Annotated in this window: 13 protein-coding genes; 4 read left to right on the top strand and 9 right to left on the bottom strand. The window is 63.0% G+C overall.

Translation table 11 applies throughout. The features are described 5' to 3' along the window. Positions 1–5 precede the first annotated feature (5 nt). From AC0V8S_RS01940 to puuE, 9 genes are all read right to left on the bottom strand, one after another. Complete coding sequence (locus AC0V8S_RS01940) at positions 6–965, bottom strand: ABC transporter permease (RefSeq protein WP_183464894.1); 960 nt, start codon at positions 963–965, stop codon at positions 6–8. A gap of 16 nt (positions 966–981) precedes the next feature. Continuing rightward, positions 982–2,568: an ABC transporter substrate-binding protein gene (locus tag AC0V8S_RS01935; protein ID WP_183464895.1), complete on the bottom strand. Its 1,587-nt coding sequence runs from the start codon at positions 2,566–2,568 to the stop codon at positions 982–984. Between the two features lie 154 nt (positions 2,569–2,722). Beyond that, complete coding sequence (locus tag AC0V8S_RS01930) at positions 2,723–4,708, bottom strand: CocE/NonD family hydrolase (RefSeq protein ID WP_475436651.1); 1,986 nt, start codon at positions 4,706–4,708, stop codon at positions 2,723–2,725. An 80-nt stretch (positions 4,709–4,788) separates the two neighbouring features. Further along, complete coding sequence (locus AC0V8S_RS01925; protein ID WP_183464897.1) at positions 4,789–5,202, bottom strand: type II toxin-antitoxin system MqsA family antitoxin; 414 nt, start codon at positions 5,200–5,202, stop codon at positions 4,789–4,791. Between the two features lie 2 nt (positions 5,203–5,204). Then, positions 5,205–5,453 carry a type II toxin-antitoxin system MqsR family toxin gene (locus tag AC0V8S_RS01920; RefSeq protein ID WP_244661941.1) on the bottom strand — a complete coding sequence of 83 codons (249 nt, stop codon included), beginning with the start codon at positions 5,451–5,453 and terminating at the stop codon, positions 5,205–5,207. 116 nt (positions 5,454–5,569) lie between these two features. Beyond that, complete coding sequence (locus AC0V8S_RS01915) at positions 5,570–6,163, bottom strand: nucleoside deaminase (protein WP_183464898.1); 594 nt, start codon at positions 6,161–6,163, stop codon at positions 5,570–5,572. 16 nt (positions 6,164–6,179) lie between these two features. Further along, positions 6,180–6,671, bottom strand: coding sequence for an ureidoglycolate lyase (locus AC0V8S_RS01910; RefSeq protein ID WP_475436650.1), 492 nt, complete (start codon positions 6,669–6,671; stop codon positions 6,180–6,182). After that, positions 6,668–7,531: a bifunctional allantoicase/(S)-ureidoglycine aminohydrolase gene (locus AC0V8S_RS01905; protein WP_183464900.1), complete on the bottom strand. Its 864-nt coding sequence runs from the start codon at positions 7,529–7,531 to the stop codon at positions 6,668–6,670. The genes AC0V8S_RS01910 and AC0V8S_RS01905 overlap by 4 nt, the downstream gene beginning before the upstream one ends. Positions 7,532–7,541: 10 nt before the next feature. Beyond that, the gene (gene puuE / locus AC0V8S_RS01900; protein ID WP_475436649.1) at positions 7,542–8,960 is read right to left on the bottom strand and encodes an allantoinase PuuE; all 1,419 of its coding nucleotides are present in this window, start codon (positions 8,958–8,960) and stop codon (positions 7,542–7,544) included. 182 nt (positions 8,961–9,142) lie between these two features. Here puuE and uraH point away from each other — a divergent pair, with 182 nt between their 5' ends. The 4 genes from uraH (at position 9,143) to xdhC (ending at position 14,333) form a co-directional block, all read left to right on the top strand. Further along, positions 9,143–9,517, top strand: coding sequence for a hydroxyisourate hydrolase (gene uraH / locus AC0V8S_RS01895; RefSeq protein ID WP_183464902.1), 375 nt, complete (start codon positions 9,143–9,145; stop codon positions 9,515–9,517). A 3-nt stretch (positions 9,518–9,520) separates the two neighbouring features. After that, the gene (xdhA, locus tag AC0V8S_RS01890; RefSeq protein ID WP_475436648.1) at positions 9,521–11,002 is read left to right on the top strand and encodes a xanthine dehydrogenase small subunit; all 1,482 of its coding nucleotides are present in this window, start codon (positions 9,521–9,523) and stop codon (positions 11,000–11,002) included. Then, positions 11,002–13,362 (top strand): xanthine dehydrogenase molybdopterin binding subunit, encoded by a 2,361-nt coding sequence (xdhB, locus tag AC0V8S_RS01885; RefSeq protein ID WP_475438559.1) that lies wholly within the window; start codon positions 11,002–11,004, stop codon positions 13,360–13,362. Before xdhA ends, xdhB begins: the two co-directional genes overlap by 1 nt. A gap of 62 nt (positions 13,363–13,424) precedes the next feature. Beyond that, positions 13,425–14,333: a xanthine dehydrogenase accessory protein XdhC gene (gene xdhC / locus AC0V8S_RS01880; protein WP_475436647.1), complete on the top strand. Its 909-nt coding sequence runs from the start codon at positions 13,425–13,427 to the stop codon at positions 14,331–14,333. Positions 14,334–14,396 lie beyond the last annotated feature (63 nt).

The following is a 14,396-nucleotide window of genomic DNA, read 5'->3' as shown; positions in this document are numbered from 1 at the left end:
GCCCCCTATTTCGGATGTCGGAGACGCGGATTGGCGATGATCGCCGCTATGTCCGCAATGATGTTGAGGCTGATGTAGACGGCGGCGAATATCAGGCCGACGGCCTGCACCACCGGCACGTCACGCTTGGTGACGTGATCGACGAGATATTGTCCCATGCCGGGATAGACGAAGATCACCTCGACCACGACGACGCCGACGATCAGATAGGCGAGGTTGAGCATGACGACGTTGATGATCGGCGCGATCGCGTTCGGGAAGGCGTGCTTGCGGATGACGTTGAAGGCCGACAGGCCTTTCAGTTCCGCCGTCTCGACATAGGCCGACTGCATGACATTGAGGATCGCCGCGCGCGTCATGCGCATCATGTGGGCGAGCACCACCAGCGTCAGCGCCGTCGCCGGCAGCGCGATCGCCTGCATCCGCTCACCGAACGGCATGCCGTCATAGACGGTCGAGATGCCGGGAAAGATCTGCCACTTCACGGCGAAGAAGTAGACCAGCACATAGCCGATGAAGAATTCCGGGAAGGAGGTCGACGCGAGCGCCAGTCCAGAGATCAGCTTGTCGACCCAGCCATTGCGGTAACGCACCGCGATCAGGCCGAGGATGATCGCCAGCGGCACGGCCACGATCGCCGCCCAGAAGGCGAGGAACAGCGTGTTCCACAGCCGGCCCTTGATCGAGGTGGCGATATCCTGGCCGCTCGACATGGCCGTGCCAAGGTTGCCGGTCAGCACGCCGCCGAGCCAGTGGAAATACCTGACATAGGCCGGGTCGTTCAGCCCGAGCTGCTCGCGCAGATTGGCGAGCGACTCCGGCGTCGCCGATTGTCCCAGAATGGCTTGCGCGACGTCGCCGGGCAGGATTTGCGTACCGGCGAAGATCAGGACCGAAATGGCCAACAAAAGGAGGACGCCCAGCGCAATGCGCTGGGCAATTAGCTTCAAGATGGGTGAAGACATCTCTGCAAAGCCGGACTCAGGCCTGCAGCCAGCACTTCGCCAGGGCGTAACCGTTCATCAGTTCCTGATGCGGATCGTCCACCCAGCCATCGACCTTGGCGCCGGTGGCGTCGATGAACTGGTTGAACATCGGCAGGATCAGGCCGCCTTCGTCGCGCACCATGACGGCCATGTCGTGGTACATCTGCTTGCGCTTGGCCTCGTCGAGTTCGGCGCGCGCCGCCAGCACCATCTTGTCGAAGTCCGGGCGCTTGAAACGCGTGTCGTTCCAGTCGGCGGTCGACAGATAGGCGGTCGAGTACATCTGGTCCTGGGTCGAGCGTCCGCCCCAATAGGAAGCGCAGAAGGGCTGCTTGTTCCAGACCTCGTTCCAGTAACCGTCGCCGGGCTCGCGCTTGAGCTCGATCTTGATGCCGGCCTTGGCCGCGCTCTGCTGGAAGAGCTGTGAAGCATCGACCGCGCCGGGGAAGGCGACGTCGGAGGTCCTGAGCAGCACGGTGCCGTCATGGCCGGACTTCTTATAGTGGAACTTGGCCTTGTCGGGATCGTACTTGCGCTGCTCGATCTCGGTGAACAGCGGATAGGACGAGTTGATCGGGAAGTCGTTGCCGAGCGAGCCATAGCCGCGCAGCACCTTGGTCAGCATCTCCTCGCGGTCGATCGCGAGCTTCAGCGCCATGCGCAGGTCGTTGTTGTCGAAGGGTGCTGTGTTGCAATGCATGATGAAGACATAGTGGCCCGGACCCGCATGGTTGCGGATGGTGACGCCCGGCACGCGCTTGATCAGGTCGACGATCTTTGGCTCGACGCGGTTGATCATGTTGACCTGGCCGCCCTGCAGGGCCGCCGTGCGCGCCGTGGCGTCGTTGATGACGATGACTTCGATCTGGTCGGCATGGCCCATCTTGTCGCCCTGCCAGTAGTTGGCGAAACGCTCGCCGCCATGGCGTACGCCGGGCTCGTTGGTCTTGACCACGTACGGGCCGGCCGAAATGCCGGCATCGGGCTTGTCCTTGCCGCCATTCGGCTGGACGATCAGGTGATAGTCGCTGAGCAGGTAGGGAAGGTCGGCATTGGCCTCCTTCAACGTCAGCACCACTTCCTTGCCGCTGGCCTTGATGGTCGCGATGCCCTTCATGTAGCCGAGCGCGCCGGATTTCGACTTCTCGTCCGAATGACGCTCCAGCGTGGCGGCCACGTCCTCGGCGGTCACGGTCTTGCCGTTGTGGAATTCGACCCCGTCGCGGATTTTCAGGGTCCAGGTCTTCGCATCGTCCGAGGAGCCGATCTCCTCGGCGATACGGTTCTCGAGCTTGCCGTCCGGCGACAGCTCGACGATCATTTCGCCCCAGCACTTGCCGAAGGCGAACGGCACCTGCGTCATCATCAGCGCCGGATCGAGGCTGTTGGTGGATTCACCGCCGACCAGGCCGGCCTTCAGCGTGCCGCCCTTGACCGGTCCTGCCGCCCGCGCCGCGCTTGAAAGCAGCGAGTTGGCGAAGGGCGCGGCGATGCCGAGCGCTGCCGCCCGACCGAGAAAATCACGACGGCTCAGCTTGCCGGCTGCAACATGCCGGCTAAGGAATTCCAGTTCGTTTGACATTTTGAGTTCCTCACTCTGTTGGTTCGACTCTGCGGTCGATTTTCTTGCTTCTTGTGAGGGGAATAATGACCGTAAGGGAAAGCGGTAAGCAAGACCGAATGCGACATGCCGTGGCGTAAATCGTACGTCGCATTTGGACCAACGGCGTCAGGGCTCAAACAAGCGCGCGCGGAATCTTTTCCTCGAAATTGCGTTCGAAGGCAATTTTTTCGCCCTCATAAGCCTCGATTCTGGCGCTGACGATGAAGTTTTGTTCGTCCGATCGCATCTCGGCCCATGTCTCGGTACGCACCGACCATCCATTTCGCGACAGTGTCTGTGTCCAATGGGTTTTTCCCGTGGCTGACAATGGATTGTCAGGGTGGATCGTCCAGGTCTCGCGGGCGATGCTGCCATTGACCAGGCCGTGGTCGAGATCGCGCACCGCGCCAAAATCATCCGCTATGGAAAGCGTGACGATTCCAGTCTTTTCATCGCGATCGACATGGCGTTCGGAATTGGCGGGCCGAACCGTCTCGGTGGCCCAGGGCGCAGCCCCTTCCGGCTCGGCGAACGTCGCTTCGTTGCCTTTTGCAAGCGGCCGTAGCGGCAAGGCCAGTGTCGCAGCCGACAAGGTCAGCCGCACCGGCTCCGGCGAGGGCCAGATCATTGGCCAATAGGCGTTCGACACGGCGACGCGCAGGCGGTGGCCGGCCGGCACGCGGTAGGCGCATTGATCGAGCACGACGCGCGCCGACACGGTCTCGCCCGGCACCAGCGCCTGCGGGAATTCATGCGAGTCGCGGTGCGTCAGGTTGAGCACGCCGTAGGAGATCAGTTCCGAAGCGCCGTCGGGATGCACGTCGCAGAGCCGCACCGCGATGTTGGCCTGCGGGCGATCGGACGAGAGCGTGACCTGAACTTCCGGCGCACCGACAATGTCGATGGCCTCGGCGAGTTCCGGCTGGTCGAAACACACCGACAGCGCATCGTCGGGACGCTGGTCGCCCGGCAGTTCCGGGCCGAAGGTGAACGGGAAATATTCGCCACCGGCGAGGCCACAATTCTGGGGCGAGGCGACAATGGCCGGCCTGCTGCCTGCGGAGATCAGTTCGACCGTTTGCGTCTTGATGGCGGGCGACGGCCATTGTTGCTCCGCCACCCAGCGACCGGGTCGCTCCGGATGCCAGCGGGCCGGGCGCACGCTGTCCATCACATAGGCGCGGTAAGCGGGATCGTTCTCGACGCCGGTCTTGGCATCCTTCAGCCAGCGGTCCCACCAGCGCAGAGCTTCCTGCAGGAAGCCAATGGCCGGCTGGGGTCCGGCATAATGCGGATATTTGTGGATCCAGGGGCCGACGATGCCCTTGACCGGCGCCTCGATGTTGGTGACGAGGTGCGAGATCGTGTTGCGATAGCCGTCATGCCAGCCGCCGATCGACAGCACGGCCGCCTTGACGGCGGAAAAATCCTCGCAGATCGAGCCACGCTTCCAATAGGCGTCGCGATGCTGGTGCTTCAGCCACAGCGGCGCCAGGAAAGCCTGGTTCTCCAGCCGCGTCAGCCACAGATCGCGCCAGCGGTTGTCGCCGGCAATCAGCGGGTCCGGCGGCCGCGACGAGTAGGACAGCATCGTCGATGCCCAGCCGAAATTCTCGATCAGCAGGCAGCCGCCCTTGTAGTGGATGTCGTCGGCGTAGCGGTCGACGGTCGAGCACAGGCTGATCACGGCCTTCAGCGCCGGCGGCTGCTTGGCCGCGACCTGCAGGCAGTTGAAGCCGCCCCAGGAAATGCCCATCATGCCAACATTGCCATTGCACCAGGGTTGGCTGGCCGCCCAGGCGATGACGTCGCAGGCGTCCTGCAATTCCTGCTCGGAATATTCGTCGTCCATTAGCCCTTCGGAATCGCCATTGCCGCGCATGTCGACGCGGATCGAGGCATAACCGTGCCCGGCAAAATAGGGATGCGTCAGCTGATCGCGAAAAATGGTGCCGTCGCGCTTGCGGTAGGGCAAGTGCTCGAGGATCACAGGCACCGGATCGTCGCCGGCATCCTCCGGCATCCACACCCGCGCCGACAGCCGGCAGCCATCCGGCATGACGATGCCCATATCGGGGAATTCGACGACCTTGCGGGGAAATTCAGTGATGGTTTTCATGGGTGCGCATAACGCCCCGCGTCGCCGCAACTTTCAATCGCCATTCGCGACTGGCGTAGCGAATTATGCGACCTGTGCCGCTACCGCAATTCGTCCAGCAGTTCGGGATGTTTTTCCAGCAACGTCATCAGTTGGATGGTCGGGCCGCTTGGCTCGATCAGGCCTCGTTCATATTTGTCGAAAGCATTTTCGCCGACTTTGAACAGGGATCCTGCCTCGCGCTGTGACAGTTTGAGCTTTGTGCGCATACGGCGGATGGTTGCCGGAGCGGGAACGCCGTCGATCTTTTCCTTGAGGGCGCGAAGAGCCGCTTCGACAGCAATCATGTCGTCCCCAACATGCACCCCCTCGTTCCCGGTGGCCGGATAATAACCCGGAAGGTCGACAATTATGCTCTCGCCCTTATAGGTCACAGTGAATGGACGCACCTGACGCGTCAGGGTTTCTCCGGTTTCGGGGGAAATCATCGTCCTACTTTCATCCCTTGTCGCCATGGTCATTTCTCCTTGAACGACATGACCGTGAACTCGGTCACGACATCCGCCTGGAATTTCACATAGAGGAGCAGGTCACGCGCCGGCACATGGTAGACGTCCTGCCAAACCCGATGATCCGCGAAAGTCGTCATCGACTTCACGAACATCTTGCGTGTCATGTCGCCGATCACCTCGACAATGCCGGCGCGATCGAAACCAAGACCGAGAGCGTCTCGCAGCGCGGATGTTGTGATTGCCAGCGTGTCCACGGACCCCAACGCCGTCTTGATCGCGTCAAGATCGTAGGTGGGCCTGCGTTTCTCCAGACTGCAATATGCCACCATAAAGGTGGCAATTCAAGACGGCTGATCCTAGGGGCTGAAGGCTAGTCTAGCGGGATGTCGTTTTCGCTTTTGCTCGCCTGGTAGGCGCCGGACAGTTCATCGTAGCGTGCCGAGATCTTGCCGATGCGCGTCTCCAGCCGTTCGCGCTCGGCCTCGGGCAGCGCCCGCACCAGCCTGCGGATGGAAAAGCTCTTCCAATAGGCGTTCTCGGCATTGTAGCCGCCGGGGTCGAGGGTGAAGACCTCTTTCAGGATTTTCAGGTCGTGCGGGATGGCAAAACTGTCGCGCGAATCCTCGTGGCTGAAGAGGTAGTAGAAATTGTCGAAGCCGGTCCAGGTGATCGCCGAAAGGCAGAGCGAGCAGGGCTCGTGCGTGGCTATGAACAGCGCGTCCTTGGTGTCGACGCGCTCGGCTTTCGGCATCTCGTAAAACCGCTTCAGGCAATGCACCTCGCCATGCCAGAGCGGGTTTTCGATCTCGTTGTTGGTTTCGGCCAGAACCAGCGAGCGGTCGTCCTTGCGCAGGATCGCTGCGCCGAACAGCTTGTTGCCGTGGGCAACGCCGTCAGCCGTCTTCGGCACGATGTCGTGCTCGATGACGTCGAGCAGGCGGTCGATCAGCGAAATGTCGGTCATTGGAAAAGGGAACCCTTCAGGGAAGGTGGATCTCGTAGGCGTGCGAGAAATGGAACTCTTCGAGGTTCGAGCCGTCGCCGCCGCGGTCGACGATCAGGAAATCCTGGGGCTCGCCGAGCGGCGTCAGCACGCCATGCCAGAGATTGCGCGAATAGTTGATGCCTTGTCCGGGCGCGGTGATGAAGGCGTGCGGCTCGCCCGGCCCCTCCTTGCCGTCATGGCACACGACGACCAGGAACGGGCGCGGCGACAACGGGATGAAAGCCTGGCTGCCGAGGGGGTGACGCTCGACCATGATCAGCTTCAACGGCATCTCATAAGGCGTGCCGCGCACCATCGAGATCAGCACGCGGGCGTTCAGTCCCGCCGCCTCGGCGGTGGCGAGATCGTGGTAGCGTTCGGCCTTGCCGCCATTGATCGGGTAGTGGTTGTCGCCGCCCATGTCGATGACATCGCCGAAGGGGGCAAAGGCCTCGCGGGTCAGCGGCCGCGCAACGATGCGGGTCACCGCGCGCGACTGCCAATGCCCGCCCCGCCGAGCTTGGCGTGCCGGTTGACGTCCTTGTAGAGCAGGTAGCGGAATTTGCCGGGGCCGCCGGCATAGCAGGCCTGCGGGCAGAAGGCGCGCAGCCACATATAGTCCCCGGCTTCGACCTCGACCCAGTCCTGGTTGAGGCGGTACACCGCCTTGCCTTCCAGCACGTAGAGCCCGTGTTCCATGACATGCGTCTCGGCGAAGGGAATGACAGCGCCGGGCTCGAGCGTGACGATGGTCATGTGCATGTCGTGGCGCAAATCGGCGGGATCGACGAAGCGTGTCGTCGCCCAGCGACCCTCTGTGCCGGGCATCGGCGTCGGCGCGATATCCTGTTCATTGGTGAAAAAGGCCTCCGGCGTGTCGAGACCGTCGACCACCTCGTAGGCCTTGCGAATCCAATGGAAGCGGACTGCCGCCTTGCTTTCGTTGCGAACCGTCCAGCCGCTGGCCGGCGGCAGGAAGGCAAAGCCTCCCGGCCGCAAAACATGCTTCTTGCCGGCGAGCAGAATCGTCAGTTCGCCTTCGACCACGAACAGGGCGCCCTCGGCGCCGGCATCGGGTTCCGGCCGGTCGCTGCCGCCGCCGGGCGCGACCTCGACAATGTATTGCGAAAACGTCTCGGCGAAGCCGGACAGCGGCCGCGACAGGATCCAGACGCGGGTCTTGTCCCAGAACGGCAAGGCGCTGGTGACGATGTCCTGCATCACGCCTTTGGGGATGACGGCGTAGGCCTCGGTGAAGACGGCACGGCCTGTCAGCAATTCAGATTGGCCGGGATGGCCGCCATGCGGTGCGTAGTAGGTGCGCTCTGGCATCCTGATCGTATCCATGGGTTCAAACCTATTGCGGTAGCATATCTCTGAGGCGGAGCAGCGCGATGCGCTCGACCTGTTTGCAGGCGGTTTCGAATTCGACGCCGCGGCTGTTGCCAATGCGCGCCTCGAATTCCGCCAGGATTTCCTCCTTGGTCTTGCCCTTCACCGCGATGATGAAGGGGAAGCCGAAAGCGGTGACGTAGGCGGCGTTGAGCTTGGAGAACAGTTCGCGCTCCTTGTCGGTCAGCGCGTCGAGGCCGGCCGAGGCTTGTTCCCGCGTAGACTCCGCCGTCAGCCGCTTGGCCTTGGCCAGCTTGCCGGCAAGGTCGGGATGAGCGTTGAGCACGCCGAGCCGCTCGGTCTCGCTGGCGGAACGGAAGATGCGGCAGAGCGCATTGTGCAGGCCGCCGGCCGTGTCGTGCGCCGGTCCGAGCTCCAGTTCGTAGGCGCGCTCTGCAATCCAAGGCGAATGCTCGAACACGCCGCCGAACGTGTGGACGAAGGTTTCGAATTCCATCTTCGAGGGGCGCAGCGCCGCGGGCTTGTAGGGATGGTTCTCATGCCAGTGTTTGGCGATGTCGATGCGCCGCGCCAGCCAGACCTTGTCGCGCGATTTGACATAGTCGACGAAGCGCTTCAGCGCCGCCACCCGGCCTGGCCGCCCGACGAGGCGGCAATGCAGGCCGATATTCATCATGCGCGGCCGCCCGGCCTGACCCTCGGCATAGAGCGTGTCGAAACTGTCTTTCAGATAGGCGAAGAACTGGTCGCCCGAATTGAAGCCCTGCGGCGTGGCGAAGCGCATGTCGTTGGCGTCGAGCGTATAGGGGATGATGAGCTGCGTGCCGCCGGCATGCTCGAACCAGTAGGGCAGTTCGTCGTCATAGGTGTCGGAGACGTAGTCGAAGCCGCCTTCTTCAGCCACCAGCCGCACCGTGTTGACCGAGGTGCGGCCCGTATACCAGCCGGTCGGGCGCTGGCCGGTCACCTCGTAATGCAGTTTGATCGCCGCTTCGAGGTCACTGCGCTCATCCTCGGCGCTGTGGTCGCGATAGTCGATCCACCGCAACCCGTGCGAGGCGATCTCCCAGCCGGCGTCCTGCATGGCCGTGACCTGGTCGGGTGAACGGGCGAGTGCTGTGGCGACGCCGTAGCAGGTCACCGGCACATGCGACTCGCTGAACAGGCGAAGCAAGCGCCAGAAGCCGGCCCGCGCGCCATATTCGTAGATCGATTCCATGTTCCAGTGGCGCTGCCCCACCCAGGGTGCCGCGCCGACGATCTCCGACAGGAAGGCTTCAGAAGCCTTGTCGCCGTGGAGCACGCAATTCTCGCCGCCCTCTTCGTAATTGACGACGAACTGCACGGCGACATGCGCACCGCCAGGCCATTTCGGATCAGGCGGATTGGCTCCATAGCCGCGCATGTCTCTGATGTAACGCATCGTCTCTCCCGCCGGGCGTCGCCCGAACCATGATCAGGATATCGAAAGGGTGCTTCTCGCATTCCCCGAAAATTTTTGAAAGTGTTTTTGTCGCACTCCGCTCGACCGGGACTTATGCATCGCCTTTAATTGGCGCACAATTCATCACTATTGTTCTGATGTACCTGGATGGGAGGCGGCCAATGGCAGAAACGTCGAAAGCCGATGGCGGGCGCCTGACGACCCACGTGCTGGACACGGCGACCGGCAAGCCGGCGGCCGGTTTGTCGATCGCGCTTTATCATCTCGACGGCGCCGCACGCACGCTTCTGAAGACGGTCGCAACCAATGCCGACGGCCGCTGCGACGCACCACTGCTGGCAGGTAGCGAATTCCGTACCGGCGAATATGAGCTGGTGTTCTCGGCCGGCGACTATCTGCGCGGCCAGGGCACAAAACTGCCCGAGCCGGCTTTCCTTGACAGCGTGCCGATCCGTTTCGGTATGGCCGAGGCGGTGCACTATCATGTACCATTGCTGATCTCGCCCTATGGCTATTCGACCTACAGGGGGAGCTGAGGCATGGCAAAGGTCACGATCCGCAACGAGATCCGCTTCATCCTGAATGGCAGGGATGTCGCGCTGTCCTCGGTGGCCCCAGACGCGACCCTGCTCGACTGGCTGCGGCTCGACCGTTCGCTGCGCGGCACCAAGGAAGGCTGCGCCGAGGGCGATTGCGGCGCCTGCACCGTGCTGGTCGGCAAGCTCTCTGCCGGCGGCCTGGTCTATGACAGTGTCAATGCCTGCATCCGCTTCCTCGGCTCGCTCGACGGCACGCATGTCGTGACCGTAGAACATTTGCGTGGCCAGCCCGGCCAGTTGCATCCCGTCCAGCAGGCGATGGTCGATTTCCATGGCTCGCAATGCGGCTTCTGCACGCCGGGCTTCGTCATGTCGCTCTATGGCCTGTGGATGAAGTCGCCGGACCCATCGAACGCGGCGATCGAAAAGGCCTTGCAAGGCAATCTCTGCCGCTGCACCGGTTACGAGGCGATCATGCGCGCCGCGCACGCTATCTCCAGCTACGGCAAGGCGGCGAAGGACCCGCTGGCCGTGGAGCGCAAGGCGATCACGGCGAGGCTGGAGGCCATGCGGGACGGCGCGCGGGTCGAGATCGGCGCTGGCAAGGCGCGGCTCATCGTGCCGGCCAATGTCGACGATTTCGCCGCCATACTGGACAAGGAGCCCGGCGCCACCATCGTTGCCGGCTCGACCGATGTCGGCCTGTGGGTGACCAAGCATATGCGCGACATCACGCCGGCGATCTTCATCGGTAGTCTCGGCGGGCTGTGCACCGTCGCCGAAGACAAAGGCGTCATCTCGATCGGCGCCGGCGTCACCTACACCGAAGCCTTCTCGACGCTGTCGAAACGCATCCCGGCGCTTGGACCGTTGTTCGACCGTATCGGCGGCGAACAGGTGCGCAACATGGGCACCATCGGCGGCAACATCGCCAACGGCTCGCCGATCGGCGACACGCCGCCGCCCCTGATCGCGCTCGGCGCGCGGCTGACGCTGCGCAGGGGCAAGAAGCGGCGCACGATCCCGCTGGAAACCTTCTTCATCGCCTATGGCAAGCAGGACCTGCAGCCGGGCGAATTCGTCGAGGCCGTACATGTGCCCATGCCGGCCAAGGGAGAAAAATTTGCGGTATACAAGATCACCAAGCGCCGCGACGAGGACATCACCGCCGCCCTCGGTGCCTTCTTCCTGACGCTGGCGAAGGACGGCACGGTCGCCGATGTGCGCATCGCCTATGGCGGCATGGCGGCGACGCCGAAGCGGGCGTCTCTTGTCGAAAAGGCCCTGCTCGGCAAACCCTGGACCGAGGAGACGGTCGAGACGGCGATGGCCGAATACGCCAGGGATTTCACCCCGCTCACCGACATGCGGGCGTCGGCAGAATACCGGGCTCTGTCGGCGAAAAACCTGTTGTTGCGCTTCTTTGTCGAAACCACCGGCACCAGGGCACCCTTCCAGGTGTCCCGCAACGAGGCGGCATGATGAACAAGCACGCCACATCAAATCTCAAGGCCGAGAAGATCGCCGGCGGTGTCGCCACGGATCAGCGGCATGATTCCGCCCACAAGCACGTCAGCGGCACCGCCATCTATATCGACGACATGCCGGAACCGACCGGCACGCTGCATGTCGGCCTAGGCCTATCCAAAGTCGCACATGGTACGCTGAAGAGCGTCGATCTCTCGGCGGTGCGGACAGCACCCGGCGTGGTCGATGTGCTGACCTATGCCGACGTGCCGGGCGAAAACGATGTCTCGCCCAGCAATATGCATGACGACCCGGTGTTCGCCGAAGGCAAGGTGCAGTTCTTCGGCCAGCCGATCTTCGCGGTCGTCGCCGAAACAAGGGACGCGGCGCGCCGTGCCGCGCGCCTGGCCAAGATCGAGTATGACGAAATTCCCGCCATCCTCGGCATCTGGCCGCTGGACCCGATCAAGGACAGGCTGGTTACCACCCCGTTGACCTTGCGCCGTGGCGACGCGGCTGCCGCTATCGCCGCGGCGCCCCGTCGGGTGAAGGGGCGCATGAAGCTTGGTGGACAGGACCACTTCTACCTCGAAGGACAGGTGTCGTTGGCGGTGCCGGGCGAAGACGACGAGGTCACGGTCTATTGCTCGACCCAGGGACCGAGCGAGACCCAGCACCTTGTCTCCCATGTGCTTGGCGTGCCCAGCCATGCGGTGACCGTTGAAGTCCGCCGCATGGGCGGCGGCTTCGGCGGCAAGGAAACACAGGCCAACCAGTGCGCGGCAATCGCAGCGATCGCGGCGAAGAAGCACAAACGGGCCGTGAAGGTCAGGCTCGACCGCGACGAGGATATGACCGCCACCGGCAAGCGGCACGACTTCGCCATCGACTATGAGGTCGGCTTCGACGATGATGGCAACATCCTCGGCGTCGACTTCATGTTCGCACTGAATGCCGGCTTCTCCGCCGACCTGTCAGGTCCGGTCGGCGACCGCGCGCTGTTCCATTGCGACAACGCCTATTTCTATCCGAATGTCCACGCCAAGTCGGCGCCGCTCTACACCAACACCGTCTCCAACACCGCCTTCCGCGGCTTCGGCGGCCCGCAAGGCATGATCGGCGCCGAGCGCGTCATCGACGAGGTCGCCTTCGCTGTCGGCAAGGATCCGCTCGCAATCCGCAAGCTGAATTTTTATGACCCGATGGAGGCGATCGGCTCGCGCTGCGTCACGCCCTACCACCAGAAGGTCGAGGACAACATCATCCAGCGCATCGTCGCCGAGCTCGAGGAAAGCGCCAATTATGCGCGGCGGCGGCGGGAAATATCGGCCTTCAACGCCAACAGCCGTTTCATCAAGCGCGGCCTGGCGCTGACGCCGGTCAAGTTCGGCATCTCCTTTACCAAGACCGAGTCCAACCAGGCCGGCGCGCTGGTGCATGTCTATGCCGACGGTTCGGTGCACATGAACCATGGCGGCACTGAAATGGGCCAGGGCCTGCATCTCAAGGTGGCGCAGGTCGTGGCGGAAGAATTCCAGATCGACCTCGAGCGGGTGAAGATCACCGCCACCACCACCGCCAAGGTGCCGAACACGGCACCGACGGCGGCATCCTCCGGCGCTGACCTCAACGGCATGGCGGCGCAGAACGCCGCGCGCCAGATCCGCAAGCGGCTGACCGATTTCGCCGCCGAAAAGTATCAGGTTCCGGTCGATCAGGTGGTGTTCCTGCCCAATCGCGTCCGCGTCGGCAACCAGGAGGTCAGCTTCAACGATCTGGTCAAGCAGGCCTACATCGCGCGCGTCCAGCTCTCGGCCGCCGGCTTCTACAAGACGCCGAAAATCCATTGGGACCGCAGCAAGGGCCAAGGCCACGCCTTCTACTACTACGCCTATGGCGCGGCCTGTTCGGAAGTGTCCGTCGACACATTGACCGGCGAATATGTCGTCGAGCGCGCCGACATCCTGCATGATTGCGGCCGTTCGCTGAACCGGGCGATCGACATCGGCCAGGTCGAGGGCGGCTTCATCCAGGGCATGGGCTGGCTGACGACGGAGGAACTGTGGTGGGACGACAAGGGCAGGCTGCGCACGCATGCGCCGTCGACCTACAAGATCCCGCTGGCGTCAGACCGCCCAAAAATCTTCAACGTGGCGCTGACTGACTGGTCGCAGGCCTATGAGCCGACCATTCATCGTTCCAAGGCGGTTGGCGAGCCGCCGCTACCGCACGGCATGTCGGTACTGCATGCGCTGTCTGATGCTGTGGCCAGCGTCGCCGACCGCAAGATCTGCCCGCGTCTCGATGCGCCGGCAACGCCGGAACGCGTGCTGATGGCGATCGAGCGGCTGAAGAAAGAGGTCAAGGGCGCCTGAAACGCGCAAAACGTGCAATCCAGGCCGAAAAAGCCTATATTTCCCAATAGGGAATACGAGATATGAACTCGAAAGTGCAAGGCCTGAAAGCCCTTCTTGCCAGCGCCGGCCGGGTTGCCCTGGTCGAAGTCGCCGGCACCAAAGGCTCGACGCCGCGTGAGAAGGGCGCCTTCATGCTCGTCTCACGGGAGGCGATTTTCGGTACCATCGGCGGCGGCCAGCTCGAATATATGGCGATCGACAAGGCCAGGCAGATGCTAGTGTCCGACCCTCCCCACAAGGGGGAGGGTGAAGAGGCCCGCATCGAGGTCGATGAAGTCTGCGCCACGCTCGACGTGCCGCTCGGGCCGGAGATCGGCCAATGCTGTGGCGGGCGCGTCGAAGTCTTGATCCGGCTTGTCGATGCCGCGCTTGCTGCCGAACTGGTTGCGACCGCGGAGGCTGAGGAAGCGCACCTGCCGCATGTCTATATCTTCGGTGGCGGCCATGTCGGCCAGGCGCTGGCCGCAACAATCGCGCTTCTGCCGGTGCACGGCATCGTCATCGAGACGCGGGCCGAGGCGCTGGAAGGCATGCCGGAAACCGTCGAGACGCGGCTGACGCCTATGCCCGAGGCCGAGGTTCGAAACGCGCCCGCCGGCACAGCCTTCGCCATCCTCACCCATGACCATGCGCTGGATTTCCTGATCGTCGCCGAAGCGCTGAAGCGCGACGACGCAGCCTATGTCGGCATGATCGGCTCGAAGACCAAGAAAGCGACGTTCAAGAACTGGTTCCTGAAGTCAGGGGACGGCAAGGAAGCGGAATTTGCCCGCCTCGTCTCGCCCATCGGTGGCGATGCCGTCAAGGACAAGCGCCCACAGGTGATCGCTGTACTTGCCGCAGCCGAGATCGTGACGGCGCTGGTCGTTCACAATGCGGCGTCAAATGCCGACCATCAGGTCCGGCAGCACAAGGTCATGGCCGACTAGCCAAGGCTGCCCGCCCGCTCGTCCATTTTCAATCGCCCTAACCATGCATTTGCGGTATCCACC

This window comes from Mesorhizobium oxytropidicola (assembly GCF_056174625.1).
The sequence above is the reverse complement of the archived record's forward strand: the minus strand, read 5'-3'. Positions and strand labels throughout refer to the sequence as shown.